Origin of the sequence: Streptomyces enissocaesilis, assembly GCF_039533765.1 — a bacterium.
In the GTDB taxonomy this organism is placed as follows: domain Bacteria; phylum Actinomycetota; class Actinomycetes; order Streptomycetales; family Streptomycetaceae; genus Streptomyces; species Streptomyces enissocaesilis.
Genome location: NZ_BAAAUD010000051.1, coordinates 150,206 through 176,586, shown reverse-complemented (window position 1 = coordinate 176,586; position 26,381 = coordinate 150,206). Strand labels below are relative to the sequence as shown.

The window sequence follows — 26,381 nt, the reverse complement described above, 5'->3', positions numbered from 1 at the left end:
GCCGATCGCTTCGCGGTCATGGCCAGGGCCGCGGGTCCCTGGACGGCGGCGGTGCCGAAGTCGGTGGGCACCGCGCCGCCGTCGGCCCGCAGCAGGACGTCGGCCGGTTTCACGTCCCGGTGGTGGATGCCGGCCGCGTGGGCGGCGCGCGGGGCCGGGAGCACTTCGCGGCCGGTGCGCGCCGCCTCCTGGGACGGCAGGGGGGGGCTCTGCTCCAGGCGGTGCTGGAGGTGCTGGAGGGTCTGGAGGGCGCGTCCCGGCAGGAGCCCCCTCACGAACCGGGGGTGCGGTTCTTCGCCGATGATGTGATGGACCGTCACCACGTGGGGCGGCTGATCCTGGCCGGTGCTCCGGCCTCGCGCGGCACCCGCTTCCGCAGGGCGCGCGAGGCCTCGGCGTCACCGGCCGCCGACGGACCCGGGGGACAGGGCTTCCTTCGGGGCGGCACCGCGGTGGAGGGCGGTGCCGCGGGTGCGCCGTACCGCGTCCGTGCCCCGCTGCCGAGCCGCTCCAGCAGCTCGAAACGCCCGTCGACGATGTCCCCGATGTCCCCGATGCCCTCGGCCCGTTCACGACGTCAGGGTGGAGGTCCGTCCGGCCGGTGTCAGCCGGCGCGGTAGGCGGTCCAGTTGTCGGTCATCCGCGCGGTCTGGCCGGCGGTGAACTGGTACATGCAGTTGTCGTACGTGTAGTCCATGAAGTTGTGGACGGGGTCCACACCGGTCTTGCTGGCGCAGGAGTCACGTCCGGTCGGGCACTGGTACGCCGCGCTCTTCTCGGCCGGGGTGTCGGTCACGTAGTCGCCGTTGCCGTTGCAGCCGCCCTGGAAGGTGTGGTAGAGCCCCATCCAGTGGCCGACCTCGTGGGTGGCGGTGTCGCCCTCGTTGTAGTTGGCGGCGCTGCCGCCCGGGAGCGAGCTGTCGAGGACGACGACGCCGTCCATCGTCGGGTTGGACCTGTACGAGCTCGGGAAGGTCGCCCAGCCGAGCAGGCCGCCGCTGAGGTTGGCGGTGTAGAAGTTGAGCGTGCCCGCGCCGCCCTTGCGCAGGGCCGCCTTCATCTCCTTCTCGGCGGTCGAACCGGACGCCAGGTTGTACCAGGAGGCGTTGTCCGTGTAGTCCGTACCGGCCAGCGTGAACTGGAAGCCGGAGTTGACGTTGCCGGTGCCCTGGCCGCCGAAGGCCGAGTTGAGGACCGCCATCTGGTTGTTGATGTCGGTCGCCGTGAGCTTGCCGGCGGCGCCGCTGTGCACGACGTGGAAGTACACCGGGACGGTGGTCGCGGCGGTGGTGGAGAAACCCCTGGCGGCGCTGCCCGACGTACGCAGCTTGTCGAGTCTCTTGCGCAGGTCCGCGTCCATGGCCTTGGCCTTGGCCTCGGTCACCTCGTTGGGCTCGTGGGCGTGCGGGGCGCCGGAGGGGCGGGCCTCGCGGGCGGCGCTCGTGTGGGGCTCCTCGACGCACTTCTCGGCGGCGGTCCGGGCGGGGGCCTTGGCGACGGCGGTCCCGGCGGGTGCGGAGAGAGTGGACAGGGCCAGGGTTCCGGCCATCACCGCCGTACCGATGAACCGCTTGCGCAGAAGGGGGGATATACGAGCAAGAGCACGCACGTTGACTCCTCGCGGGGGTGGGCGGGGGTGGGTTCCCCGCCGCTGCCCGGAGGTTATGTGTGCATGTCATATCTTGATGAGGATCGATCAGGCCCAATCAATCTTCGGTTCAATTGGGGCATCGGGGCGAAAGCTTCCGGCCTGGTCCAGACTTTGAGATGTGCGGGTAAGCCCTGCGGCTACCAAGGCGGGTGGTGTGTCCGCATTCGGACGGCGGATTTGCACCACCCGCTCCTTGGCGTGATCTGCTCGTAACAGGCCGAGCGATGGCTGGAATTCGACGTTCAGAGGACCGGTTGGTTCACCCGCTCGACCTTCTGCGTTCCGCTGAGCGTGCGGTACGAGCGCGTCCACCGCGCCGTCGCGTCCTGCCGCGTCTTGTCGGAGACGACGTAGTAGTCCATCTGCGAGCGCTCGTCCGTGACGTCGAGGACGCCGTAGCCGTGGGAGTCCATGTCCAGCCACTTCACATGGCGGTTGGCGGTCCTGACCGCCGCGGCCGCGACCAGCGAGACGGTCTGCGGCGCCACGTGCAGAATGTCGTCGAGGTTGTCCGAGGAGACCGAGGTGACCACGAACTCGGTCGCCGCCGACTGCGACAGCGGATACGTCGCGGCCCTGACGGGCACGTCGTTGGCCCACGCCATGTGGATGTCGCCGGTCAGGAAGACCGTGTTCCCGATCGCCCGGTCCCTGAGGTGGGCGATCAGCTCCTTGCGGTCGTCGGTGTAGCCGTCCCACTGGTCGACGTTGACCGCGAGACCCTCCTCGGGCAGGCCGAGCAGGCCGGCCAGCGGCGCGAGCAGGTGGGCCGGTACGGAGCCGAAGGCCACCGGCGAGATCATCACCGACGTACCGACCAGCTTCCAGACGGCACCGGAGGCGGCGAGTCCCGCCTTGAGCCAGTCCAGCTGGGCGCGGCCCGTCACCGTGCGCTCCGGGGCGTCCACCGCGCCGCTGCCGGACCTCGCCTGCTGGGAGCGGAACGATCTCAGGTCGAGCAGGTGCAGATCGGCCAGCCTGCCGAAGCGCAGCCGGCGGTAGACGGTGCCCTCGGTGGAGGCCCGGACCGGCATCCACTCGAAGTACGCCTGCTTGGCGGCCGCCACCCGCGCGGCCCACTCGCCCTCCGCACCCGGCGTGTGGTTCTCCGCGCCGCCCGACCAGGCGTCGTTGGCGAACTCGTGGTCGTCCCAGATGGCTATGACCGGATGCGCGGCGTGCAGGGCCTGGAGGTCGGCATCGGTCCTGTAGTTGCCGTGCCGGGTGCGGTAGTCGGCGAGAGTGACGGTCTCGTGGGCCGGTTCGTGCTGCCGTACGACGTACGGGGGCTCCGGGTAGCCGCCGGTGGCGTACTCGTAGAGGTAGTCGCCGAGATGGAGGACCGCGTCCAGGTCGGCGCGGGCGGCGAGATGCCGGTACGCCGCGAAGTAACCCGACTCCCAGTTGGCGCAGGAGACCACGCCGAAGCGCACGCCGGCTATGGCGGCACCGGCGGCGGGAGCGGTCCTGGTGCGGGCGGCGGGGGACACCGTGCCGCCCGCGGTGAAGCGGAAGTAATGGACGGTGGCCGGGCGCAAGCCCCTGACGTCGACCTTGACGGTGTGGTCGGTCGCCGCCCCGGCGGTCGTCGTACCTTGGGCGACGACCGCCGAGAACCCCTTGTCCTCGGCCACTTCCCACCGCACCACCACGTCGGGGCCCTTGCCGGAGCCCGGCGTGGCCTCGGGGGAGGGGGTCACCCGGGTCCACAGCAGTACGCCGTCGGGCAGCGGATCGCCGGAGGCGACTCCGTGGAGGAACGCGGGGCTCTGTACGTCAGCGGCGGCAGCGTCAGCGGCAGTGGCGACAGGGGAAGCGGCGACAGGGGCGGCGAGGGCGGTGGCGGCAGCGGCCCTGACGAGCGCACGGCGGCTGGGAGATGAAGCGAATCGACTGGTCACGGCCGTACATTACTGATCAGTACGGATCAAGGGTGGGCAAACGCAGGAACGTTCGCCCACCCTTGGGTGAAGTGCCGTGCGGCGGTTATGCCTTGAGGGCCTTGTCGATCGCGGTCTTGAACTCCGCCGGCGTCATGGGCGTGCTCTGGCCGTCCGACCCGGTGACCTTCTTGCCGTCCATCTTGAGCGTCGGGGTGCCCTGCACACCGCTCTTGTCGAAGGCGGCCGACATCTTCAGCGCCCAGGCGTCGAAGGTGCCGTCCTGCACGTTCCGCTGGAACTCCTTGTTGCCCTTGAGGGCGTCCACCTCGTCGGCCACCTTGATCAGGTAGTCGTCCTCGGCGAACTTGTCGTCCTGCTCCGCCGGGTGGTTCTTCTGGGAGTAGAGCGCGCCCTTGTACTCCAGGAACGCCTCGGGGCTGACGTCGAGCGCGGCGCCCAGCGCGCTCAGCGCGTTCTTCGAGCCCTCGCCGTTGTCGGTCCTGTCGAGGAAGGTGGCGCCGACGTACTTGAGCCTGTACTTGCCGGCGGCGACGTCCTTCTCGATCGTCTCGCCGTTCGCCTGCTCGAAGGTCGCGCAGATCGGGCAGCGCGCGTCCTCGTAGAGCTCCAGGGTCTTCCCGGCGTCCTTCTTGCCGACGACGACGCTCGTGCCGTCCTTGCCCTCGGTGTTCGCGGGCGCGGTGACCTGCTTCTCGTTCTTGGCGGCCTCCCACTGGGAGGGCTTGTTCGCCTGCATGACGGCGTAACTGATGCCGCCGGCGATCGCGAGGACGCCGACGATCGAAAGGGCGACGATCAGCTGACGGCGCGTCCTGTCCTTCTTGGCCTGGCGCTCGCGCTCGGCGCGCAGCCGCTCGCGGGCCGCCGCCTTGCTGGCCTGGTGGTTGCGTGCACTCATGGTCGTGTTCTCCGTAGAGGAAGAGGGGGGGGGAGGAACTGCTGGGCTCAGGCGAAGACGCGTGCCGGGCGCGGCGGTCCCCTCCGTCCCACGGAGTGCGCGGACAGACGGCGGCGGAAGGCGGTGCGGACCCGGTGGGCGGGCCGTACCGCGCGCCGTACGGACCGGTGGGCCGCGACACCCACGGCGACGGCGGTCAGCAGCGGCCGGAAGGTGAACGCGGCCAGGGTCCGCACCAGGCCGGCGAGCGCCGCCTCCCCGCGCCGCAGCCAGGCCGCGGCGAGCAGCCCCACCGTGACGTGGGCGGCGAGCAGCAGCCAGGGCAGGGCCGGGTCGGGGGAGCCGAGGAGGGCGGCGGCGCCCTCCCTGGAGCCCGGGGCCGCGGCCGGCACGAGCGGGACACCCAGGCCGGTGCCGGAGTCCCCGCCGCACAGCACGTCGAACCCGACGGAGCGCAGGGACCCCGTCACCGGGCCGCCCGACGGTCCGTAACAGAGGTGCTGTCCGGTGGTGAAGACGGTGTCGGCGGCCAGCTCCAGCGGGACGAGCAGGCCGGCGATGGCGCCGAAGCCGCGCTCCCGGCCCGCCAGCGCGTACGCGGCGGCGAACACGCCGGCCGCGATCGCGGCCACCGCGGTCAGGGGCAGCGGGACCCGGGAGAGCAGCACATGGGACGCGACGGAGAGCGTGACGACGAGCGCGGTGAAAAGCGCCGCGCGCGCCGCCCTCGGCTGCGTCCCTGATACGTCCATGGAACGTGAGTTTGCCACGGCTTCCTGTAAGAGGCCCCTAAAGCCCGGCCCCCGGCCGGCTGCCCGACCGGCCGACCGGCCGGCCGCTCAGAGGCCGGGGATCCGGCCGTTGCGGAACAGGTCGACGAAGATCTGGTGGTCGGCCCGCGCCCGCGCCCCGTAGGAGTGCGCGAAGTCCACCAGCAGGTCTGCGAAGTTCTCCTCGTCGCCCGCGATCGCCGCGTCGATCGCCCGCTCCGTGGAGAAGGGCACCAGCGAGTGGCCGCTCTCGTCGTCGGCCGCCGCGTGCATCGTGGCGGTGGCCCTGCCGAGGTCGGCGACGACCGCCGCGATCTCGTCCAGGTCGTCGATGTCCGACCAGTCGAGATCCACGGCGTACGGCGACACCTCCGCGACCAGCTGCCCCGCCCCGTCCAGCTCCGTCCAGCCCAGCCACGGGTCCGCGTGCGCCTGGAGGGCGCGCTGCGAGATCACCGTGCGGTGGCCCTCGTGCTGGAAGTAGTCGCGGACGGCACCGTCGGTGATGTGCCGGGAGACCGCCGGGGTCTGCGCCTGCTTCATGTAGATCACGACGTCGTTCTCCAGCGCGTCGCTGTTGCCTTCGAGCAGGATGTTGTACGAGGGCAGGCCCGCCGACCCGATGCCGATGCCGCGCCGCCCGACGACGTCCTTCACGCGGTAGGAGTCGGGGCGGGTCAGGCTGGACTCGGGCAGCGTCTCCAGGTAGCCGTCGAAGGCCGCCAAGACCTTGTAGCGGGTGGCGGCGTCGAGGTCGATGGAGCCGCCGCCGGACGCGAAGCGGCGTTCGAAGTCACGGATCTCGGTCATCGAGTCGAGCAGCCCGAAGCGGGTCAGCGAGCGGGCGGAGCGCAGCGCGCCGAGCAGCGGGCCCTCGGCCGTGTCCAGCGTGAAGGGCGGCACCTCGTCATTCTTGGCGCCGGTGGCCAGGGCGTGGATGCGCTCGCGGTAGGCGGCGGCGTACGTCCGTACCAGCCCGGTGATCTGCTCGTCGCCGAGGGCCTTGGTGTAGCCGATGAGCGCGACGGAGGCGACGAAGCGCTTGAGGTCCCAGGTGAAGGGGCCGACGTACGCCTCGTCGAAGTCGTTGACGTTGAAGATCAGGCGGCCCTGGGAGTCCATGTACGTGCCGAAGTTCTCGGCGTGCAGGTCGCCGTGGATCCACACCCGTCCGGTGCGCTCGTCCAGGTACGGCCCGCCGTGCTGCTCGCGCTCCAGGTCGGCGTAGAACAGGGACGCCGCGCCCCGGTAGAAGGCGAAGGCGGAGGCGGCCATCTTGCGGAACTTGACCCGGAAGGCGGCCGGGTCGGCGGCCAGGAGCGTGCCGAACGCGGTGTCGAAGACGGCGAGGATCTGCTCGCCGCGCTGAGCGGCGTCTGTCTGCTGGACCGACATCGCCGGTTGCCTCCTGGTGCATGACGTTCTTGACAAAAAGGACAGGCTTTTCCCTGTGTCCAACGCCCGACCGTACCCGTGAGTGCCCGCCCGTTGTCAGTGGGCCGACGTAGACTTCCAAGCTGTCCCCCCGCCCTGTCACCGACCGTTCTGCCGGAGGCCTCCGCCGTGACCAAGCCGCCCTTTACGCACCTCCACGTCCACACCCAGTACTCGCTGCTGGACGGTGCCGCGCGGCTCAAGGACATGTTCGAGGCGTGCAACGAGATGGGCATGTCGCACATCGCGATGACCGACCACGGCAACCTGCACGGGGCGTACGACTTCTTCCATTCGGCGAAGAAGGCGGGGGTGACGCCGATCATCGGCATCGAGGCGTACGTCGCGCCCGAGTCGCGGCGCAACAAGCGGCGCATCCAGTGGGGCCAGCCGCACCAGAAGCGCGACGACGTGTCCGGTTCCGGTGGCTACACGCACAAGACGATCTGGGCGGCGAACAAGACCGGCCTGCACAACCTCTTCCGGCTGTCCTCCGACGCGTACGCCGAGGGCTGGCTGACGAAGTGGCCCCGCATGGACAAGGAGACCATCTCCCAGTGGTCGGAGGGCCTCATCGCCTCCACCGGGTGTCCCTCGGGCGAGGTGCAGACGCGGCTGCGGCTCGGCCAGTTCGACGAGGCGGTCCAGGCCGCGTCCGACTACAAGGACATCTTCGGCGAGGGCAAGTACTTCCTGGAGCTGATGGACCACGGCATCGAGATCGAGCGCCGGGTCCGTGACGGGCTGCTGGAGATCGGCAAGAAGCTGAACATCCCGCCGCTGGTCACCAACGACTCCCACTACACCTACGCCCACGAGGCGACCGCGCACGACGCGCTGCTGTGCATCCAGACCGGCAAGAACCTCTCCGACCCGGACCGCTTCCGCTTCGACGGCACCGGCTACTACCTGAAGTCGACCGACGAGATGTACGCCGTCGACTCCTCCGACGCCTGGCAGGAGGGCTGCGCCAACACCCTCCTGGTCGCCCAGCAGATCGACACCGAGGGCTGGTTCCAGGAGCGGAACCTGATGCCCAAGTTCGACGTGCCCGAGGGCTACACCGAGGTGACGTGGTTCCGCGAGGAGACCATGCGCGGCATGGCCCGGCGCTATCCGGACGGCATCCCGGACGACCGGCTCAAGCAGGTCGAGTACGAGATGAAGATCATCATCGACATGGGCTTCCCGGCGTACTTCCTCGTGGTCGCCGACTTCATCATGTGGGCCAAGAACAACGGCATCGCGGTCGGCCCCGGGCGGGGCTCCGCGGCCGGATCGATCGTCGCGTACGCCATGGGCATCACCGACCTCGACCCGATCGAGCACGGCCTGATCTTCGAGCGGTTCCTCAACCCCGAGCGCATCTCCATGCCCGACGTCGACATCGACTTCGACGAGCGCAGGCGCGGTGAGGTGATCAGGTACGTCACCGAGAAGTACGGCGCCGACAAGGTCGCCATGATCGGCACGTACGGAAAGATCAAGGCCAAGAACGCGATCAAGGACTCCGCGCGCGTCCTCGGCTACCCGTACGCGATGGGCGACCGGCTCACCAAGGCCATGCCCGCCGACGTCCTCGGCAAGGGCATCGACCTCAACGGCATCACCGACCCCAAGCACCCGCGCTACAGCGAGGCGGGCGAGATCCGGTCGATGTACGAGAACGAGCCGGACGTCAAGAAGGTCATCGACACCGCGAAGGGCGTCGAGGGCCTGGTCCGGCAGATGGGCGTGCACGCGGCCGGCGTGATCATGTCCAGCGAGACGATCACCGACCACGTGCCCGTCTGGGTGCGCCACACCGACGGTGTGACCATCACGCAGTGGGACTACCCGAGCTGTGAGTCGCTCGGCCTGCTGAAGATGGACTTCCTCGGCCTGCGCAACCTCACGATCATGGACGACGCCGTCAAGATGGTGAAGTCCAACAAGGGCATCGACCTGGAGTTGCTCTCCCTCCCGCTGGACGACCCCACGACGTACGAACTGCTCTGCCGCGGTGACACGCTCGGCGTCTTCCAGTTCGACGGCGGCCCCATGCGATCCCTGCTGCGGCTGATGAAGCCCGACAACTTCGAGGACATTTCCGCCGTCTCGGCCCTGTACCGGCCGGGCCCGATGGGCATGAACTCGCACACGAACTACGCGCTGCGCAAGAACGGCCAGCAGGAGATCACGCCGATCCACCCGGAGCTGGAGGAGCCCCTCAAGGAGGTCCTCGGCGTCACCTACGGCCTGATCGTCTACCAGGAGCAGGTGCAGAAGGCCGCGCAGATCATCGCCGGCTACTCGCTCGGCGAGGCCGACATCCTGCGCCGCGTGATGGGCAAGAAGAAGCCCGACGAGCTCCAGAAGAACTTCGTGCTCTTCCAGGCGGGCGCGAAGAAGAAGGGGTACTCCGACGCGGCGATCCAGGCGCTCTGGGACGTGCTGGTCCCCTTCGCCGGGTACGCGTTCAACAAGGCGCACTCCTCGGCGTACGGCCTGGTCACCTACTGGACGGCGTACCTCAAGGCGAACCACCCCGCCGAGTACATGGCGGCACTGCTGACCTCGGTCAAGGACGACAAGGACAAGTCGGCCGTCTATCTGAACGAGTGCCGGCGCATGGGCATCAAGGTCCTGCCGCCCAATGTGAACGAGTCCCAGTCGAACTTCGCCGCGCAGGGCGACGACGTGATCCTCTTCGGCCTGACCGCGATCCGCAACGTCGGCCAGAACGTCGTGGACTCGATCATCAGGTGCCGCAAGGCGAAGGGGAAGTACTCCTCCTTCCCGGACTTCCTCGACAAGGTCGAGGCGGTCGTCTGCAACAAGCGGACCGTCGAATCGCTGATCAAGGCCGGTGCCTTCGACGAGATGGGCCACACCCGCAAGGGCCTCGTCGCACACCACGAGCCGATGATCGACAACGTGGTGCAGGTCAAGCGCAAGGAGGCCGAGGGCCAGTTCGACCTCTTCGGCGGCATGGGCGAGGAGGACAGCGACGAGCCGGGCTTCGGGCTCGACGTGGAGTTCTCCGACGTCGAGTGGGAGAAGTCGTACCTGCTGGCGCAGGAGCGCGAGATGCTCGGACTGTACGTCTCCGACCACCCCCTCTTCGGGCTGGAGCACGTCCTGTCGGACAAGGCCGACGCCTCGATCTCCCAGCTCACCGGCGGCGAGCACTCCGACGGTGCGATCGTCACCGTCGGCGGCATCATCTCCGGCCTCCAGCGCAAGATGACCAAGCAGGGCAACGCCTGGGCCATCGCGACCGTCGAGGACCTGGCCGGCTCCATCGAGTGCATGTTCTTCCCGGCGACGTACCAGCTCGTCTCGACCCAGCTCGTCGAGGACACCGTGGTCTTCGTCAAGGGACGCCTCGACAAGCGCGAGGACGTCCCCCGGCTCGTCGCCATGGAGCTGATGGTTCCGGACGTGTCCTCGGCGGGGACGAACGCTCCCGTGGTCCTCACCATCCCGACGGTGAAGGTGACGCCGCCGATGGTGACCAAGCTCGGCGAGATCCTCAAGCACCACCGGGGCAACACGGAGGTCCGGATCAAGCTCCAGGGGGCCCGCAAGACGACGGTGCTGCGACTCGACCGGCACCGGGTCCAGCCGGACCCGGCGCTCTTCGGCGATCTGAAGGTGCTGCTCGGCCCGTCCTGCCTGGCGGGATGACCGGCCGGAGCGGCTGAGGAGCGGGAGCGCACGCAGAACGGAGCGCCCCCAGACCAGGGCGCACGCAGACAACAGCGCACACAGAAGGGGCGCACCCGTCGTCACGGGTGCGCCCCTTCTGTGTGCGCCGGGCGCGCGTCAGTTGTGGCCGAAACGCCGCTGGTGCTTACGGGCAATGTCAGCGGGGCTGCCCTGTGCGTGCGAATGCTGCTGGGCATGGGACTCGAAGGCGCTGTCCTTCGTCTGCTCGGTTCCACGCACCACAGCGGACGCACGGTCCTGCGGGGCGCCCTGCTTGCGGTTCTTGTTCTTGGCCATGGTGCTGCCTCCTGTGGGGGTTCTGGGGGCCAGGGCCGGGACCAGATTCACACAGGCCGACAAAGCGCGCATTTTGGATCATTACTGTGCGTAATTGGAATCGGTGCGGAACAACTTCGGTATCCGCCACGCCGATGATCGAGTTCCCGCCGTTAACCCTCACGCAGTCGGGCAGACTCCAAGGAAGCCCGAAGCACTCCCGAAACACCTTCCGATCCCGAGGTTCCCGAAAGAGGGTGGAACGCGTGGACCGCTGCGTCGTCCTGGTGGACGCCGGCTACCTGCTGGGCGCCGCCGCGAGCCTGCTCGCCGGAGAACCGGCCCGATCCCGCATCACGGTGGATCACGCGGCCCTCATCCAGGGCCTGCGAGAACGGGCCGAAGCGGACACTCAGCAACCGTTGCTCCGCATCTACTGGTTCGACGGCGCCCCCGACCGCGTACCGCAGCCCGAGCACCGGCGGCTGCGGGTCATGTCGCGCGTGACGGTCAGGCTCGGGGCGCTGACCCGCAGCGACGGGCGCTGGGCGCAGAAGGGCGTCGACGCGGCGATGCACGCGGAACTGACCGAGCTGGCCAGAAATCGCGCCTGCTCGGACATCGTGCTGGTGACCGGGGACGGCGATCTGCTACCGGGGCTGATGTCCGCCAAGGAACACGGCGTAGCGGTCCACCTCTGGGCGGTGCAGGCCGCCGACGGGGACTACAACCAGTCCGAGGACCTGGTCGCCGAGGCCGACGAGCGGCGCGTGCTGGACCGGGTGTGGATCACCAAGGCGGTACGGCCCAAGGACCTCACCGGGATCTGCGCGCCGCCGCCGGTGCCGCGGCCGGAAATCGCCGCGATCCTGTCGGCCCCGCTGCCGGAGTCGGCGCTCGCCGCTTCGGCGGAGCGGGCGGCACAGGCCCAGGCGCAGGCACGGGCCGGAGCCCCGGACGGAGAAGCGGGGCCGGGTACGGGCGCGGCCGTACGCAACGGGTCTTCGGCGGCGGGTCCGGCCGCCCCGCCGGTCCCCGCGTGCGCGTCCGCCGCGAACGGGTCCGGTGAGGCGCATCCGCCGCACGGCGCCAGGGTCGTGCCGACCCCCAAGGACCTCGCGAGCCTGCGCGGTCCCGGCGCGCAGGCGGCGCAGCACGCGGCCGGGGCGGCGAACGGGACGCCGGCCGGCACCACCGGGGCGACCCTGCGCTGGTCGTCCGACAAGGGCTGGGCGGAGCGCCCCGGCGGCAGCCCTCTCGGGGAGCCGGCCGAGACCGCCTCACTGCCGACGCTGGCCCAGCTGACCAGCGCGGAGCAGCGCTGGGCGGACCGCGAGGAGGACATCACCACGGTCGGCGGCGATCCCTTCGAGGTCGGGCAGGTCTTCGCCCGGCGGTGGATGGGGCGGCTGCCGGATCCGGGCCACACCCAGAACCTCTCGACGATGTACCCGAGGATTCCGCACCGCATCGACGGCGAGCTGTTGCGGTACGCGGCGCGGTTCGGACTGCTGGCGCACAAGGACGACCAGATCGACGAGCACGACCGGTACGCGATCAGGGCGGGCTTCTGGCGCGAGATCGACGTACGGGCCGCGGCCGAGCACGCGACGGCGGGGGAGTAGCACGGCGAGGGGTACGGGAAGGGGGGAAGGGACGGGCAGGCAAAGGAACGGGGAGAGGAAGCGGGCCCCGCGCCCGCTCCGCCGCGCCTGCGCCGCCCCGGCGCCGGGGCCGGGCCGGGAACCCCGTAGGCTCGTCCCTCGTGAGTACGGGCACAGCGCAGGCGGGACGCGGCACAGGAGTCGTGTGTGCCGTGCGGGATCTGGTCAAGACGTATCCCGCCGCCCGGGGCCGGCGCGGGGTCCCCGCGACAGCGGCCGTACGGGCCACGGACGGCATCTCCCTCGACGTGCGGCGCGGCGAGATCTTCGGGCTGCTCGGGCCCAACGGCGCCGGCAAGTCCACTCTCGTACGCCAGCTGACCGGCCTCATGCGGCCGGACTCCGGAAGCGTCGAGCTGCTGGGGCACGATCTCGTGCGCCACCCCGAGCGGGCCTCGCGGCTCGTCGGGTACCTCGGCCAGGAATCCACCGCGCTGGACGAACTGACCGTGTCCCTCGCCGCCGAGACGACCGGACGCCTGCGCGGGCTCACGGCGAAGGCCGCGCGGGCCGAGCGGGACGACGTACTCGAAGAACTCGAACTGGGCGGGATCGCCGGGCGGCCGCTCCGGAAGCTGTCCGGCGGACAGCGGCGGCTCGCCTGTTTCGCCGCCGCGCTGGTGGGCGAGCGGCCCGTCCTCGTACTGGACGAGCCGACCACCGGCATGGACCCCGTCGCGCGGCGCGCGGTGTGGGCGGCGGTCGACCGGCGGCGGGCGCGAAACGGCGCGACCGTCCTGCTCGTCACCCACAACGTCATCGAGGCCGAGACCGTCCTGGACCGTGTCGCGGTGCTGGAGAGCGGCCGGGTGATCGCGTGCGACACCCCCGCCGGGCTCAAGGCGCGCGTCGCCGGTGAGGTGCGGCTCGACCTCGTGTGGCGGGAGCGGGCGCCGCTGGACGTGCCCGAGGTCGCGGCGCTGCGCGCGTCCGCGCAGGAGTCCGGGCGGCGCTGGGTGCTGCGGCTGGCTCCCGACGAGGCGCGGGCGGCCGTGGCCGCCGTGACCGGTGGCGAGGCGTTTGCCGCGCTCGACGACTTCACGCTGGCGACGCCGAGCCTCGAAGACGTGTACCTGGCACTCGGCGGACGTACGAAAGGGCTGGTCAAGGCGTGAGTGTCGTGCCCGCGGAAATCCGTTCCGCGCAGACGCGGAGCAAAGGGGCGAAAGAAGCGGAGGAAGCCGGGGAAGCGGCCGGGGCGGGAGAAACAGCCGCCGGCATGACCGGCCGGGAACCCGCGCCGCTCGCGCCCCGCGCCCGGCTGCTGCCGTCGCTCGCCGCCGTCTACCGGGCGCAGCTGTCCCGGGCCCGGGTGGCGCGCATCCCGCTGCTGTTCGTGGCGACGTTCCAGTCCGTCGGGATCATGGTGCTGATGCGCGGGGTCGTCGACGGGGGCGGCGAGGCACGGGCGGTCGTCGCCGGGTCGAGCGTGCTCGTGGTCGCCTTCGTCGCACTGAACCTGCTCGCCCAGTACTTCGGGCAGCTGCGGGCGAGCGGTGGCCTCGACCACTACGCGACGCTGCCGGTGCCGCCCGCCGCGGTGGTGCTGGGTACGGCTGCCGCGTACGCCTCCTTCACCGTGCCCGGCACGTTCGTCACGGCCGTCGTCGGCTGCACGCTCTTCCAGCTGCCGCTCACGCATCTGTGGGTCCTGGCCGCGGTGATTCCGCTGGCGGGGGCCGCGCTCGCCGGGCTGGGGGCGGCGCTGGGGCTGCTCGCGCCGCGGCAGGAACTCGCGACGCTGCTCGGACAGCTGGGGATGTCCGCGGCCCTGCTGCTGGGCGTGCTGCCCGCGGACCGGCTGCCCGCGCCGATTTCGTACGCCCGGGACCTGCTGCCCTCGACGTACGGCGTCGAGGCCTTCGCGCGGACCTTCGACGCGCATCCCGACTGGCCCGCCGTGGCGCTCGATCTGGCGGTGTGCGCGGCCGTCGGGGTCGTCTCGCTTGCGGTCGCCACCTGGGCGTACCGGCGGGCAGCGGTCCGTTAGACGGCCGGCAGCGGTCCGATGAGGCGTGGCCCCGGGGCGCCTGGCACGATGGCAGGGTGACCGCTCCTCTGACGCCGCCTCACCGGCAGCCGCCGAACGACCCCTGGCAGAAGGCCGACGCCGAGGCCGCCGCTCCACTTCCGTCCTGGCCCCACCACGGCCACGGCCCCGACGCCGTGACCGCCACGGAGGCGGACGGGGTCGGGGGCGGCGAGCAGGACATCAGTCTGTCCACGGAGGTGGTCAGGGCCTTTGTGGTGGTCCTGGCGCTGACGGTCCTGGGTGTCGCGCTGGGGCTGCTGTGGCTGTGGCTGGCGCCGCGCGTGCCGCTCGTCTCCACCGACAAGGCCGTCTTCCTCAAGGACACCGAGGGCGAGGAAGCGGTGGGCGCGGACGGCACGTTCGTGCTGCTGGCGCTCACGTTCGGCGCGGTCGGCGCGGCCCTGGCCTTCTGGTTCAACCGGCGCGGCGGCATTCCGCTGGTGGTGGGGCTGGCGCTGGGCGGGCTGCTCGGTTCGCTGCTGGCGTGGGGCGTCGGCGTCTGGTTCGGGCCGACGGACGACGTGGTCGCACGGGCGCGGGAGGTCGGGCAGGGCGTCACGTTCGACGCGCCGCTCAAGCTCGGGGCGAAGGGGGCGCTGCTGGCGTGGCCCATGGCCGCGATGCTCGTCCACCTGGCACTGACGGCGCTCTTCGGGCCGCGGGACCCGGAACCGGAGTGGGGTACGGCGTACGGGGATCCGGGGCCCGCACCGGATCAGGGCCCGGCCGTACCGGACCCGGACGCACCGGGTCCGCACCCGGGCGCACCGGGTCCGCACCCGGGCGCCGGGGACGGCACACGCCCCTGAAGCCGCCGCCGGCGCCGGTACGGAACCGACGGACCGACGGGCTCGCCATGAGCCCGTCGAGTCGACCGGGTGCCGACCGGGTTACGCGGTTACGCGCGGCCGATCGGGGCGATCACCGCGTCCGTCAGCGCCGCCAGGTCCGCCGGGGACAGTTCGACCTCCAGACCGCGGCGGCCCGCCGAGACGCACACCGTCTCGTACGACGAGGCCGAGGCGTCCAGGACCGTGCGGAGCCTCTTGCGCTGCCCCAGCGGGGAGATGCCGCCGCGGACGTACCCCGTGGTGCGTTCCGCGGCCGCAGGGTCCGCCATCGCCGCGCGTTTCCCGCCGACCGCCGCCGCCAGTGCCTTGAGGTCGAGAGAGCCCGCCACCGGGACGACCGCCACCGTCAGGGTGCCGTCGATGTCGGCCACCAGGGTCTTGAAGACGCGGTCCGCAGAGACACCCATCGCCTGCGCCGCCTCCTCGCCGTACGAGGGGGCCGCGGGGTCGTGCGCGTACGCGTGAAGGGTGTACGCCGTTCCCGCAGCCGTCAGGGCGACTGTCGCGGGCGTGCCTGCGGACTGCTGCTTCTTCTTGGCCACTGCGGCTCTGTCTCCGGATCAGTTGGGGCTGGTGGGTTTCCTGGTCAGTTCGGTGGCCGGCAGCGAGGGCAGGTGCCGGATCACCGCGGTCTCGGTGCGCAGGAGCTTCAGTTCTTCACGCAGCCGGGTCGCGGTGTCGGGAGCCTGCAGCAGGCGCTGCCTCGCCGGGACGTCCAGCACCGTCGCGGCGGCGACCAGGTACGAGACGACGGACGGCTCGTCCGGCAGCTCCGCGCCGGTGGCCAGTGAGCGCTCGCGCGCGCCCGCCAGCCGCTTCTGGTAGCTGCGGAACGCCCGCAGCACACCCTCGGCCAGCGCGCCCGCGTCCTCGCCCTGCTCCTCGGGCAGTTCCTCCACCTCGGCGGTGAGGTACGGGCCGCTCGCGTCGACGGAGAGGAGCCTGACGCGGGTCGTCCCGGTGGCCAGCACCTCGTAACCGCCGTCTTCGAGCTCGCGGATCGTCGCCGCGTCCGCGATGCAGCCCACCTGGTGGAACGCCTGGATCGGGTCCGCGCCGAAGCCCGCGGCGGGACCCCGCCCGGCCGGGGACGTGGCGTCCGGCATGCCGGGGGCGGTGGCGGCGACCTCGCGGCCGTCGCGGATGGCCACGACCACGAAACGGCGCGGCTCTTCCTCGGAGGTACCGGAGGGACCGGAGGGCTCCGAGGGTGAGGAACGGGGCGGGGCGGACGCGCCGGAGGAGTCTGCCGGGCCGCCGGAGTCCGCGCCCTTCGACAGGTCGCGCATCATGGCGCGATAACGCTCCTCGAAGACGTTCAGCGGCAGTACGAGGCCGGGGAACAGGACCGAGTTCAGCGGGAAGAGGGGCAGGCGAGCGGTGGTCACAGCGGCTAAGCGTAATGGCCGTCGGGCCTGATCCGGCGGGCCGTCCCGCGCGAAGGGCGCAAAGGCATCGTCGCGGCCACCCGGATCCTCGCGGCGCCGCGCAGTTCCAGGAACCCGCCCAGCGCGTCGTCGCTCAGACGCGCCCAGGGGAACGAGGTCGCGTACGGCCCGATCAGCCGGAACTGTTCGAGGGCCTCGGCCCACCGCCCCCGGGCGGCCAGGACGTACACCAGCAGGTTGCGGACCTCGGCCGGCCACGGGTCGCCCGCCGCGTACGCGGCGGACAGGGCGATCGCCAGGTCGGCCGCCGCGTCGACGCGCTGGTACGGAACGACCGCGCCCGGACGGGCCGGGTCGGCGCCGCTCAGCAGGTGCGCGAAGGCCGCGCGTACGGGCAGCGCCTGCACCAGGGATCCCGGCAGGGCGTCTTCGGCGGCCTGTTCGGCGAAGTCGAAGCACTCGCGGTGCGAGCCGTACCACTGCGCGGAGAGGTACTGGAGCGCGGAGACGTGGCACCCGTAGTGGTGCGGGGAGCGGCTCATCGCCCGGGCCCACAGTTCCTCGAAGGCGGTGTGCGCGGCACGGGTGCCGCGCGCGTGGTCGAGGGCGATGCGCCACGGCACCGGATCGCGCGGAGCGGCGTCGGCCGCCGCCTCGATCAGCGGGCCCGCGTCGCGCAGCCGCTCGGCGCGGGCCGGCGAACCCCAGAGCCTGCGCACCGACAGCTCGGCCTGGACGAGCAGGGCGTCGGGGTGGTGCGGGGCGGCGGCCAGCCAGCTGTCCAGCCAGTCCTGTCGGCTGAGCGCGAAAGTGGCGAGGCGGACGGTGTACCGGTCGCGGTTCTCCCACTCGGCGCCCTCGCGGGTGGCGGCGAGGAGGCCGGCTGCGGGGCCGTGGTCGCCGAGGGCCGCGGCGACCAGGGCCGGGCCCAGTCGCTCGTCGGGAACGTCGAGCAGCACCTGGTCGTCGCCGGGCAGGCCGGTGCCGAGCTCCGGGGCGTGGCGGATCACGCGCGCGGTGCTGGTCGGAGCGCGAAGGAATGACATGGTGTGAACCATTGAAAACCGCAGGTCGGAGCCGCGCCAGAGGGTTCAGTCAAGCTTTCGCATCGGCCGGAAAGGTTGTGCGGCGGCAGGTCAAGGGACGGCGAAGAAGCCGGAGGCGGGGAGCTTCCCCGAGCCCCCGGCTCCCGGCCCTCCGGGTTCCGGCTCCCGCCCCCGGGTCCCGGAGGGCCGGCTCCCGCCCCCGGGTCCCGGAGGGCCGGCTCCCGCCCCCGGCCCTCTGCCCCCGCTCCCCGGACGGGTCCCCGTCCGGTCAGCTGCGCCGCAGCAGCCGTGACGCCCCCGCCGCGACCGTCGTCGCCAGGATCCAGCCGAGCAGGATCAGCCCGGCCGCCGCCCACTGCCAGCCGCCCCGCAGCAGCCAGTGCCCGTCCTGCCCCAGATCGATCACCGGCAGCAGCAGGTCGAGCGCGAAGAGGGGGGCGTTCCACTGCGGATGTTCCCCGGGCTTGACCGGACCCGGACCGAGCTGGGCGAACGCCACCGTGCCCGCCGCCCACAGCACGGCCATCCACACGGCCGCCCGGCCCGGACGGTAGCCGTACGCCACCGTCCAGTCCTGGAGGAAGCCCCAGAGTTTCCCGGCGAGCGGCAGCGTCTCGCGCCGCCGGCGCTGCTTGGCCAGGAGCACCTCGCGGGCGTCGGCGTCCTCCCCGCTGCAGCGCAGTACGGCGGCGAGCCGCTCGTACGGTTCGGGGGCGTACTCCGGAGTCGCCGCCGTCACCCACTCCAGCCGCTGCGCGAGCGGGAACAGCCCGCGCGGTACGAGGCAGTCGTACGTGAAACCGCCCATGGTGAGCCCGCCGGGCCGCGGCCAGCTGTCCGCCCTGTCCACCAGGTTGCCGACCTTCGCCCCGGACAGCACCACCTTCCCCTCCTCCGGCCGTTCGCACAGGAACCGCAGTTCGGGCGTCTGGACCCGGCGCATCGACAGCTCCTGCCCGAGCGACATGACGAACCGCGCGCCGTCGAGGTCCACGGCGTCCCCGAACCGCCCGTCGTCCAGCCGCAGCCCTCCCTCGCACTCGAACCGCTGCACGCGGGTGCCGTGTACCGGCGTGTTCCCGATGCCGTACGGCGGAGTGGTCCCCGGCGCCGCGCCCCGGGGCCCGATCCCCGCCGGCGTCATGTAGAGCGTGCGCTCCACCGTCATCTGAGGGGCGTTCAGCGCCCGCCGCCCCTCCACGCCGTACGGCCTGCGCAGCCGGCTGCCGCGCAGGCTCAGCGAGACCCCGACCTTCGCGCCGCGCAGGCTGAACTCGCCGTGCGACTCGATCATCTCGGCCTGGAGGTCCTGGGCGACGGACAGGCCGTCGGCGGCGATCGAGCGGCCGTTGCGGTCCTGGCGTACGACGATCTGGTTGATCAGCAGGTCCGTGCCGATCTGGGCGTCGGTGAGCCGGATGCCGCCGGGGACACTGCACCGCGGCAGGTGCAGATCGCCCTCCGTGCGCAGCCGGGCCGCCTCCAGCCGGGGGATGGCGCACCCCACCATGCGCAGGGTGGTGAAGTGGCACTCGGGCAGCAGCACCTCCTTCTCGAAGCGGCAGCTGTGCATCTCGACGTACGGCTCGACCCGCCCGCCCGCGAGCGTGAGGGTGCCCGTGATCTGTACGCCGACGAGCTTGAGCGCGGCGACCCGCCCGGGCAGCGCGGGCGGCCCGCTGAGCAGCAGCAGCGCGACGACGCGGGCGCGGACACTGCGCTCGGGGGGCCATGGTCTGGTGGTCAGGGGGTCGTCGAGGACGGGATTGCGGGTGCGGAGGTCGTAGGTGCTGCCGTTGCGGAACGCCTGCCACATGCCCATTTCGGAGACACTGAGCCAGTCGGGCGCTTCGACGTCTTGCTGCGGCTCGGTCAAGGCCGCCCCTTTCGTCGACTCGTACAGCCGTTCTTCCCTCTGAGTGACGGACTGAACGCCAGTAGTGATGAATGAGGCGTGGGGCGTGTATCAGTCAGTGATACGGAGGCTCGGCCGCGGGACGGGGTCTGAGAGAATTGGCAGCGTGATCTCTCGAATCGATCTGCGCGGTGACGCCCTCCCCGAGGGCGCCGACCTGCGCGACCTGCTGCCCCGTGCCGACTTCGACGTACAGGCCGCCCTCGACAAGGTGCGGCCCATCTGCGAGGACGTGCATCATCGGGGCACGGCGGCGCTGATCGAGTACGCGGAGAAGTTCGACGGCGTGAAGCTGGAGCGCGTACGGGTTCCGGCCGAAGCGCTGAACGCCGCCCTGGAGCAGCTCGACCCCAAGGTCAGGGCCGCGCTGGAGGAGTCGATCCGGCGCGCCAGGATCGTCCACCGCGAGCAGCGCCGCAGCGAGCACACCACCCAGGTCGTGCCCGGCGGCACGGTCACCGAGCGGTGGGTGCCGGTCGGGCGGGTGGGCCTCTACGCGCCCGGCGGCCTCTCCGTCTACCCCTCCTCCGTGATCATGAACGTGGTCCCCGCGCAGGAGGCGGGCGTCGAATCCATCGCCCTCGCCTCCCCCGCGCAGAAGGAGTTCGGCGGCCTGCCGCACCCGACGATCCTGGCGGCCTGCGCGCTGCTCGGCGTCGACGAGGTGTACGCCGCGGGCGGCGCCACGGCCGTCGCGATGTTCGCGTACGGCACCGACGAGTGCGCGCCGGTCAACATGGTCACGGGCCCCGGCAACATCTGGGTCGCCGCCGCCAAGCGCTACTTCACCGGTCTGATCGGCATCGACACCGAGGCCGGCCCGACCGAGATCGCGGTCCTCGCCGACGCCACCGCCGACCCGGTGCACGTCGCCGCCGACCTGATCAGCCAGGCCGAGCACGACCCGCTGGCCGCCGCCGTGCTGGTGACGGACTCCGAGGAGCTCGCGGACGCGGTCACCGAGGAGCTGGAGCCGCAGGTCGCGGCCACCAAGCACAGCGACGACCGGATCATCCCGGCGCTGGGCGGCAAGCAGTCCTCGATCGTCCTGGTCGACTCCATGGAGGAGGGCCTCAAGGTCGTCGACGCGTACGGCGCCGAACACCTGGAGATCCAGACCGCCGACGCCGCCGCGCTCGCCCGGCGCGTGCGCAACGCGGGAGCGATCTTCGTCGGCCCGTACGCCCCGGTCTCGCTCGGCGACTACTGCGCCGGCTCCAACCACGTCCTGCCGACCGGTGGCTGTGCCTGCCACTCGTCGGGCCTCTCGGTCCAGTCGTTCCTGCGCGGCATCCACATCGTGGACTACACGCGCGAGGCGCTCGCCGAGGTCGCGCACCACGTGGTGACACTGGCGGAGGCGGAGGACCTCCCGGCGCACGGAGCTGCCCTCAAGGCGCGCTTCGGATGGAAGGTGCCCACGGAATGACCCGTACCACCGGCAACACCCGTATCGACGACCTTCCCATCCGCGACGAGCTGCGCGGCAAGTCCCCGTACGGCGCGCCGCAGCTGGACGTGCCCGTACGCCTCAACACCAACGAGAACCCGTACCCGCTGCCCGAGGCGCTCGTCGAACGCATCGCCGAGCGCGTGCGCGACGCGGCCCGCGAACTCAACCGCTACCCGGACCGGGACGCGGTCGAGCTCCGCACCGAACTGGCCCGCTACCTCACCCGCACCGCCGGGTACCAGGTCGCCATGGCCAACGTGTGGGCGGCCAACGGCTCCAACGAGGTCATCCAGCAGCTGCTCCAGACCTTCGGCGGCCCCGGCCGCACCGCGATCGGTTTCGAGCCGTCGTACTCGATGCACGGCCTCATCGCGCGCGGTACCGGCACCGGCTGGATCTCCGGCCCGCGCCACGAGGACTTCACCATCGACGTGGCGGCGGCCGAGAAGGCCGTCGCCGAGCACCGCCCCGATGTCGTCTTCATCACCTCACCCAACAACCCCACGGGCACCGCGGTCGGCGCGGACACCGTCCTCGCCCTCTACGAGGCCGCCCAGGCGGCCAGGCCGTCCCTGGTCGTCGTCGACGAGGCGTACGGCGAATTCAGCCACCACCCGTCCCTGCTGCCGCTGATCGAGGGCCGGCCGAACATGGTGCTCTCCCGCACCATGTCCAAGGCGTTCGGCGCCGCCGGTCTGCGCCTGGGCTACCTCGCGGCCGACCCCGCCGTGGTCGACGCCGTACAGCTGGTGCGCCTGCCGTACCACCTGTCGTCCGTCACCCAGGCCACCGCGCTCGCCGCCCTCGAACACACCGATACGCTGCTGGGGTACGTCGAGCAGCTCAAGACCGAGCGGGACCGCCTGGTCACCGAGTTGCGCGCCATCGGATACGAGGTCACGGACTCGGACGCGAACTTCGTCCAGTTCGGCCGGTTCGACGGCGCCACCGGCTCGCACGAGGCGTGGCAGCGGATCCTCGGCCAGGGCGTCCTGGTCCGTGACAACGGCGTACCGGGCTGGCTGCGGGTCACCGCCGGCACCCCCGAAGAGAACGACGCGTTCCTTGATGCGGTACGCGAACTCAAGAAGGAGCAGAGCTCATGACTCGCGTTGGCCGCGTCGGCAGGATCGAGCGCACCACCAAGGAGACCTCGGTCCTCGTCGAGATCGACCTCGACGGCACCGGCAAGGTCGATGTGTCGACGGGTGTCGGTTTCTACGACCACATGCTCGACCAGCTCGGCCGCCACGGCCTCTTCGACCTCACCGTGAAGACCGACGGCGACCTGCACATCGACTCGCACCACACCATCGAGGACACCGCCCTCGCGCTCGGCGCCGCCTTCAAGCAGGCGCTCGGCGACAAGGTCGGCATCTACCGCTTCGGCAACTGCACGGTGCCGCTGGACGAGTCGCTCGCCCAGGTCACCGTGGACCTCTCCGGCCGCCCGTACCTCGTGCACACCGAGCCGGAGAAGATGGCGCCGATGATCGGCGAGTACGACACGACGATGACCCGGCACATCCTGGAGTCCTTCGTCGCGCAGGCCCAGATCGCCCTGCACGTGCACGTCCCGTACGGGCGCAACGCGCACCACATCGTGGAGTGCCAGTTCAAGGCGCTGGCCCGTGCCCTGCGGTACGCCTCGGAGCACGACCCGCGCGCCGCCGGCATCCTCCCCTCGACCAAGGGCGCCCTGTGACCGGCCTCTCCACCATCCTGATCGTCGTCGGGCTCTTCCTGCTCGGTGGCGTGTACTCCTTCTGGAAGCAGGAGCTGCCCAAGGGCCTCGTCGTGCTTCTGGGCATCGGCGCCGTGATGTGCCTGGTCGCCGGTGTCATGCGAATCCAAGGACTCTGGGAATGAGCGACACGAGCAAGAAGGTCGTCGTCTTCGACTACGGCTTCGGCAACGTCCGGTCCGCCGAGCGGGCGCTGGCCCACGTCGGCGCGGACGTCGAGATCACCCGCGACTTCGACAGGGCCATGAACGCCGACGGGCTGCTCGTCCCCGGCGTCGGGGCGTTCTCCGCCTGCATGAAGGGGCTGCGCGAGGCGCGCGGCGACTGGATCGTCGGCCGCAGGCTCGCCGGCGGCCGTCCGGTCATGGGCATCTGCGTGGGCATGCAGATCCTCTTCGAGCGCGGCATCGAGCACGGCGTGGAGACCGAAGGGCTCGACGAGTGGCCCGGCACGGTCGGTCCGCTCCAGGCACCCGTCGTCCCGCACATGGGCTGGAACACCGTCGAAGCCCCCGCGGACAGTGAGCTGTTCGCCGGCCTCGACGCCGACGCGCGCTACTACTTCGTGCACTCGTACGCCGTGCACGACTGGAGCCTGGAAGTCACCAACCCCAAGATCCGTGCGCCCAGGGTCACCTGGACCACGCACGGCGAGCCCTTCGTGGCGGCCGTCGAGAACGGCGCCCTGTGGGCGACCCAGTTCCACCCCGAGAAGTCCGGCGACGCCGGTGCCCAGCTGCTGACCAACTGGATCGGAACCCTCTGATGTCCCAGAAGCTCGAACTGCTCCCCGCCGTCGACGTCCGCGACGGCCAGGCCGTGCGCCTCGTCCATGGCGAGTCCGGCTCGGAGACGTCGTACGGCGACCCGCTCCAGGCCGCTCTCGCCTGGCAGCGGGCGGGCGCCGAGTGGCTGCACCTCGTCGACCTCGACGCGGCCTTCGGCACCGGCGACAACCGGGCGCAGATCGCCGAGGTCGCCCGTTCCATGGACATCAAGGTCGAGCTGTCCGGCGGCATCCGCGACGACGCCTCGCTCGCCGCGGCGCTCGCCACCGGCTGCAAGCGCGTCAACCTCGGTACGGCCGCGCTGGAGACCCCCGAGTGGGTCGCCAAGGTCATCGCCGAGCACGGCGACAAGATCGCGGTCGGCCTGGACGTGCGCGGCACGACCCTGCGCGGCCGCGGCTGGACCCGCGACGGCGGCGACCTCTACGAGACGCTGGCCCGCCTGGACTCCGAGGGCTGCGCGCGGTACGTCGTCACCGACATCGCCAAGGACGGCACGCTCCAGGGCCCGAACCTGGAGCTCCTGAAGAACGTCTGCGCCGCGACCGACAAGCCCGTCGTCGCCTCCGGCGGCGTCTCCTCCCTCGACGACCTGCGCGCGATCGCGTCGCTCGTCCCCGAGGGCGTCGAGGGCGCGATCGTCGGCAAGGCCCTGTACGCGAAGGCGTTCACGCTGGAAGAGGCGCTGAAGGCGGTCTCGGAATGACAGGCTCCGTTTCGGATCCCTCCTCGGGCTCCTCCGGTTCCGTACGCCGGGTCTCCACCGGCGCCCCGTGGGAGGAGCAGTTCGGCTACTCCCGCGCCGTGGAGCTGCCGAACGGCCTGGTCCTGGTGTCGGGCTGCACGTCGGTCGTGGACGGCGTCATCGACGCCGGTACGCCGTACCAGCAGACGATCACCGCCTTCGGCGTCGCCTTCGGCGCGCTGGAGCAGCTCGGCCTCGGCCGCGAGGACGTCGTACGCACCCGGATGTACCTCACCCACGCCCGGGACGTGGACGACATCGGCCGCGCGCACAAGGAACTGTTCGACGACATCCGTCCGGCCGCGTCAATGATCATCGTCTCGGGCTTCGTGGACCCGAGCCTGGTCGTCGAGATCGAGATCGAGGCCTACCGGGGAGGTGGCGCGTCATGACCCTCGCGGTCCGAGTGATCCCCTGCCTGGACGTCGACAACGGCCGGGTCGTCAAGGGCGTCAACTTCCAGAACCTGCGCGACGCGGGCGACCCCGTCGAGATGGCCAAGCTGTACGACGCGGAGGGCGCCGACGAGCTGACGTTCCTCGACATCACGGCGTCGTCCGGCAACCGCGAGACGACGTACGACGTGGTGCGCCGCACCGCCGAGCAGGTCTTCATCCCGCTGACGGTCGGCGGCGGCGTACGCACCACCGAGGACGTCGACAAGCTGCTGCGGGCCGGCGCGGACAAGGTCGGCGTCAACACCGCCGCGATCGCCCGCCCCGACCTGATCCGCGAGATCGCGGAGCGCTTCGGCCGCCAGGTCCTGGTCCTGTCGGTCGACGCGCGCCGTACGGAATCCGGCTCCTTCGAGGTCACCACGCACGGCGGCCGCAGGTCCGCCGGCATCGACGCGGTCGAGTGGGCGCACCGGGCCGCCGAGCTGGGCGCGGGCGAGATCCTGCTCAACTCGATGGACGCGGACGGCACCAAGGACGGCTACGACACGGAGATGATCGCGGCGGTGCGCAAGCACGTCACGGTGCCGGTGATCGCTTCCGGCGGCGCGGGCCGCCTCGCCCACTTCCCGCCGGCGATCGCGGCGGGGGCGGACGCGGTGCTGGCGGCCTCGGTCTTCCACTTCGGCGACCTGCGCATCTCCCAGGTCAAGGACGCACTGCGGGAGACGGGCCACCCGGTCCGCTAGCCGCCCCTGCCCCCTCGGGGCGTGTCCTCGGACGCCGGACGGGCCGCATCTGCCCGCTGAGCGGGGATCCCTCCCGCTCGGCGGGCACCACCGTGCTCGCATGTCGGAGAATCAGTCGCGCCGGACCACGGATCTGGGCACGCTCAAGGCCTTCGGGCACCCCTGCGCATGAAGCTCTACCGGGCGCTCTTCGTCGCCCGTACCGCCACGGCGCGTCGCCAACGTCACCGGGGCGCCGCTCGGCGGGCTCGCGGTCGCGCTGGGCGGGTCGGCCGCCGCCTTCGCCGCCGCCGGAGCGCTGTTCGCCGTGTCGCTCGCGCTGCTGTTCGCCGTACGGATCGCCCCGCTGCCCACCGGCGGCGCCGAAGCCGTCCGTGGCACCGCCTGGCGCGAACTGGCCGACGGGCTGCGCCACATCCGCCGCCATCGCGTACTCGCCCCGCTGACGCTCGTCGTCGCCCTCGGTGAACTCGGCTTCGTCGGGCCGCTCACCATCGGCCTCACCCTGCTCGCCCGGCAGCGCGGCTGGGGCGCCGCCGGCATGGGCTGGATCGTCGCCGCCTTCGGCGCCGGCGCGGCTGCGGCCTCACTGCTGATCGCGGTACGGGGGCGGGTGGGGCGCGCCGGGCTCGTGCAGTGTCTGGCGCTGCTCGCCGGCGCCGTGCCCGCCGGCGCCCTCGCGTTCGTGCCGGACGTCGCGCTCGCCGCCGTCGCCGGGGTCCTTGCCGGGCTGCTCGCCGGACTCGGCGGCACCCTCGGCGCGGCACTCGTCCAGAGCCACACCGTCCCCGCCTACCTGGGCCGCGTCACCTCGGTCCAGACGTTCTTCGCCCTGGGCCTCGCCCCGCTCCGCTGCCCGGCCGTGGGCACGGCGATCGGCGCCTGGGGAACCCGGCCGGTCTTCGTGGTCGGCGCGGGGGTGTGCGCGGCGGGCGCCCTGGTCGGACTCTGCTGCCCGGACCTGCGCCGCGTCGAACTCCCGCGCTGA

At 71.5% G+C, this 26,381-nt stretch carries 24 protein-coding genes and 1 pseudogene; 15 read left to right on the top strand and 10 right to left on the bottom strand.

Features of this window, described 5'->3' with window-relative positions:
* The first annotated feature begins 122 nt into the window (after positions 1–122).
* Entirely contained in the window at positions 123–620 is a 498-nt protein-coding gene (locus ABD374_RS26610; protein ID WP_344498207.1) for a hypothetical protein, read from the top strand.
* On the opposite strand, the gene ABD374_RS26605 is transcribed toward ABD374_RS26610, so the two are convergent.
* From ABD374_RS26605 to ABD374_RS26585, 5 genes are all read right to left on the bottom strand, one after another.
* Positions 605–1,609: a zinc metalloprotease gene (locus ABD374_RS26605; protein ID WP_344498205.1), complete on the bottom strand. Its 1,005-nt coding sequence runs from the start codon at positions 1,607–1,609 to the stop codon at positions 605–607. The genes ABD374_RS26610 and ABD374_RS26605 overlap by 16 nt on opposite strands.
* A gap of 284 nt (positions 1,610–1,893) precedes the next feature.
* Positions 1,894–3,552 carry an alkaline phosphatase D family protein gene (locus tag ABD374_RS26600; protein ID WP_344498203.1) on the bottom strand — a complete coding sequence of 553 codons (1,659 nt, stop codon included), beginning with the start codon at positions 3,550–3,552 and terminating at the stop codon, positions 1,894–1,896.
* A gap of 85 nt (positions 3,553–3,637) precedes the next feature.
* Entirely contained in the window at positions 3,638–4,453 is an 816-nt protein-coding gene (locus tag ABD374_RS26595) for a DsbA family protein (RefSeq protein ID WP_344498201.1), read from the bottom strand.
* Between the two features lie 47 nt (positions 4,454–4,500).
* Positions 4,501–5,205: a hypothetical protein gene (locus ABD374_RS26590; protein ID WP_344498199.1), complete on the bottom strand. Its 705-nt coding sequence runs from the start codon at positions 5,203–5,205 to the stop codon at positions 4,501–4,503.
* Between the two features lie 87 nt (positions 5,206–5,292).
* On the bottom strand, positions 5,293–6,618 hold the full coding sequence (locus ABD374_RS26585) for a DUF2252 domain-containing protein (RefSeq protein ID WP_344498197.1): 1,326 nt from the start codon (positions 6,616–6,618) through the stop codon (positions 5,293–5,295).
* 168 nt (positions 6,619–6,786) lie between these two features.
* On the opposite strand from ABD374_RS26585, the gene dnaE reads away from it, so the two are divergent.
* Positions 6,787–10,326 (top strand): DNA polymerase III subunit alpha, encoded by a 3,540-nt coding sequence (gene dnaE, locus ABD374_RS26580; RefSeq protein WP_344498195.1) that lies wholly within the window; start codon positions 6,787–6,789, stop codon positions 10,324–10,326.
* 138 nt (positions 10,327–10,464) lie between these two features.
* Here dnaE and ABD374_RS26575 read toward each other — a convergent pair whose 3' ends face one another.
* Positions 10,465–10,644 (bottom strand): hypothetical protein, encoded by a 180-nt coding sequence (locus ABD374_RS26575; protein ID WP_344498193.1) that lies wholly within the window; start codon positions 10,642–10,644, stop codon positions 10,465–10,467.
* A gap of 236 nt (positions 10,645–10,880) precedes the next feature.
* On the opposite strand from ABD374_RS26575, the gene ABD374_RS26570 reads away from it, so the two are divergent.
* The 4 genes from ABD374_RS26570 (at position 10,881) to ABD374_RS26555 (ending at position 15,128) form a co-directional block, all read left to right on the top strand.
* Complete coding sequence (locus tag ABD374_RS26570) at positions 10,881–12,248, top strand: NYN domain-containing protein (protein ID WP_344498191.1); 1,368 nt, start codon at positions 10,881–10,883, stop codon at positions 12,246–12,248.
* Between the two features lie 182 nt (positions 12,249–12,430).
* On the top strand, positions 12,431–13,402 hold the full coding sequence (locus ABD374_RS26565) for an ABC transporter ATP-binding protein (RefSeq protein WP_344498442.1): 972 nt from the start codon (positions 12,431–12,433) through the stop codon (positions 13,400–13,402).
* A gap of 104 nt (positions 13,403–13,506) precedes the next feature.
* Positions 13,507–14,277: an ABC transporter permease gene (locus ABD374_RS26560; protein ID WP_344498189.1), complete on the top strand. Its 771-nt coding sequence runs from the start codon at positions 13,507–13,509 to the stop codon at positions 14,275–14,277.
* 56 nt (positions 14,278–14,333) lie between these two features.
* Complete coding sequence (locus tag ABD374_RS26555) at positions 14,334–15,128, top strand: ABC transporter permease (protein WP_344498187.1); 795 nt, start codon at positions 14,334–14,336, stop codon at positions 15,126–15,128.
* Positions 15,129–15,217: 89 nt separating this feature from the next.
* Here ABD374_RS26555 and ybaK read toward each other — a convergent pair whose 3' ends face one another.
* From ybaK to ABD374_RS26535, 4 genes are all read right to left on the bottom strand, one after another.
* On the bottom strand, positions 15,218–15,712 hold the full coding sequence (gene ybaK, locus ABD374_RS26550) for a Cys-tRNA(Pro) deacylase (RefSeq protein WP_344498185.1): 495 nt from the start codon (positions 15,710–15,712) through the stop codon (positions 15,218–15,220).
* 18 nt (positions 15,713–15,730) lie between these two features.
* The gene (locus tag ABD374_RS26545) at positions 15,731–16,558 is read right to left on the bottom strand and encodes an LON peptidase substrate-binding domain-containing protein (RefSeq protein ID WP_344498183.1); all 828 of its coding nucleotides are present in this window, start codon (positions 16,556–16,558) and stop codon (positions 15,731–15,733) included.
* A gap of 5 nt (positions 16,559–16,563) precedes the next feature.
* On the bottom strand, positions 16,564–17,616 hold the full coding sequence (locus ABD374_RS26540) for a hypothetical protein (RefSeq protein WP_344498181.1): 1,053 nt from the start codon (positions 17,614–17,616) through the stop codon (positions 16,564–16,566).
* Between the two features lie 256 nt (positions 17,617–17,872).
* A complete protein-coding gene (locus tag ABD374_RS26535; RefSeq protein ID WP_344498179.1) occupies positions 17,873–19,480 on the bottom strand; it encodes an oxidoreductase in 1,608 nt (535 codons plus the stop codon).
* A 145-nt stretch (positions 19,481–19,625) separates the two neighbouring features.
* Here ABD374_RS26535 and hisD point away from each other — a divergent pair, with 145 nt between their 5' ends.
* From hisD to ABD374_RS26490, 9 genes and pseudogenes are all read left to right on the top strand, one after another.
* Positions 19,626–20,948 carry a histidinol dehydrogenase gene (gene hisD, locus ABD374_RS26530; protein ID WP_344498177.1) on the top strand — a complete coding sequence of 441 codons (1,323 nt, stop codon included), beginning with the start codon at positions 19,626–19,628 and terminating at the stop codon, positions 20,946–20,948.
* Positions 20,945–22,078 carry a histidinol-phosphate transaminase gene (locus ABD374_RS26525; RefSeq protein WP_344498175.1) on the top strand — a complete coding sequence of 378 codons (1,134 nt, stop codon included), beginning with the start codon at positions 20,945–20,947 and terminating at the stop codon, positions 22,076–22,078. The genes hisD and ABD374_RS26525 overlap by 4 nt, the downstream gene beginning before the upstream one ends.
* The gene (gene hisB, locus ABD374_RS26520) at positions 22,075–22,677 is read left to right on the top strand and encodes an imidazoleglycerol-phosphate dehydratase HisB (protein WP_344498173.1); all 603 of its coding nucleotides are present in this window, start codon (positions 22,075–22,077) and stop codon (positions 22,675–22,677) included. Before ABD374_RS26525 ends, hisB begins: the two co-directional genes overlap by 4 nt.
* Positions 22,674–22,841, top strand: coding sequence for a hypothetical protein (locus tag ABD374_RS26515; RefSeq protein ID WP_176710115.1), 168 nt, complete (start codon positions 22,674–22,676; stop codon positions 22,839–22,841). The genes hisB and ABD374_RS26515 overlap by 4 nt, the downstream gene beginning before the upstream one ends.
* Positions 22,838–23,482: an imidazole glycerol phosphate synthase subunit HisH gene (gene hisH / locus ABD374_RS26510; RefSeq protein WP_425577358.1), complete on the top strand. Its 645-nt coding sequence runs from the start codon at positions 22,838–22,840 to the stop codon at positions 23,480–23,482. Before ABD374_RS26515 ends, hisH begins: the two co-directional genes overlap by 4 nt.
* Entirely contained in the window at positions 23,482–24,210 is a 729-nt protein-coding gene (priA, locus tag ABD374_RS26505; RefSeq protein ID WP_344498171.1) for a bifunctional 1-(5-phosphoribosyl)-5-((5-phosphoribosylamino)methylideneamino)imidazole-4-carboxamide isomerase/phosphoribosylanthranilate isomerase PriA, read from the top strand. Before hisH ends, priA begins: the two co-directional genes overlap by 1 nt.
* A complete protein-coding gene (locus ABD374_RS26500; protein ID WP_344498170.1) occupies positions 24,207–24,641 on the top strand; it encodes a RidA family protein in 435 nt (144 codons plus the stop codon). Before priA ends, ABD374_RS26500 begins: the two co-directional genes overlap by 4 nt.
* Positions 24,638–25,393 carry an imidazole glycerol phosphate synthase subunit HisF gene (hisF, locus tag ABD374_RS26495; RefSeq protein ID WP_344498168.1) on the top strand — a complete coding sequence of 252 codons (756 nt, stop codon included), beginning with the start codon at positions 24,638–24,640 and terminating at the stop codon, positions 25,391–25,393. Before ABD374_RS26500 ends, hisF begins: the two co-directional genes overlap by 4 nt.
* A gap of 211 nt (positions 25,394–25,604) precedes the next feature.
* Positions 25,605–26,381: pseudogene (locus ABD374_RS26490) on the top strand (MFS transporter); the annotation flags it as partial.

Coding starts and splice junctions, on each gene's coding strand:
- ABD374_RS26595 (WP_344498201.1), bottom strand. CDS start 4,453: ATGAGTGCACGCAACCACCAGGCCAGCAAGGCGGCGGCCCGCGAGCGG.
- hisB (WP_344498173.1), top strand. CDS start 22,075: ATGACTCGCGTTGGCCGCGTCGGCAGGATCGAGCGCACCACCAAGGAG.
- ABD374_RS26525 (WP_344498175.1), top strand. CDS start 20,945: ATGACCCGTACCACCGGCAACACCCGTATCGACGACCTTCCCATCCGC.
- ABD374_RS26585 (WP_344498197.1), bottom strand. CDS start 6,618: ATGTCGGTCCAGCAGACAGACGCCGCTCAGCGCGGCGAGCAGATCCTC.
- hisF (WP_344498168.1), top strand. CDS start 24,638: ATGACCCTCGCGGTCCGAGTGATCCCCTGCCTGGACGTCGACAACGGC.
- ABD374_RS26500 (WP_344498170.1), top strand. CDS start 24,207: ATGACAGGCTCCGTTTCGGATCCCTCCTCGGGCTCCTCCGGTTCCGTA.
- priA (WP_344498171.1), top strand. CDS start 23,482: ATGTCCCAGAAGCTCGAACTGCTCCCCGCCGTCGACGTCCGCGACGGC.
- ABD374_RS26575 (WP_344498193.1), bottom strand. CDS start 10,644: ATGGCCAAGAACAAGAACCGCAAGCAGGGCGCCCCGCAGGACCGTGCG.
- ABD374_RS26560 (WP_344498189.1), top strand. CDS start 13,507: ATGACCGGCCGGGAACCCGCGCCGCTCGCGCCCCGCGCCCGGCTGCTG.
- ABD374_RS26540 (WP_344498181.1), bottom strand. CDS start 17,616: ATGGTTCACACCATGTCATTCCTTCGCGCTCCGACCAGCACCGCGCGC.
- ABD374_RS26590 (WP_344498199.1), bottom strand. CDS start 5,205: ATGGACGTATCAGGGACGCAGCCGAGGGCGGCGCGCGCGGCGCTTTTC.
- hisH (WP_425577358.1), top strand. CDS start 22,838: ATGAGCGACACGAGCAAGAAGGTCGTCGTCTTCGACTACGGCTTCGGC.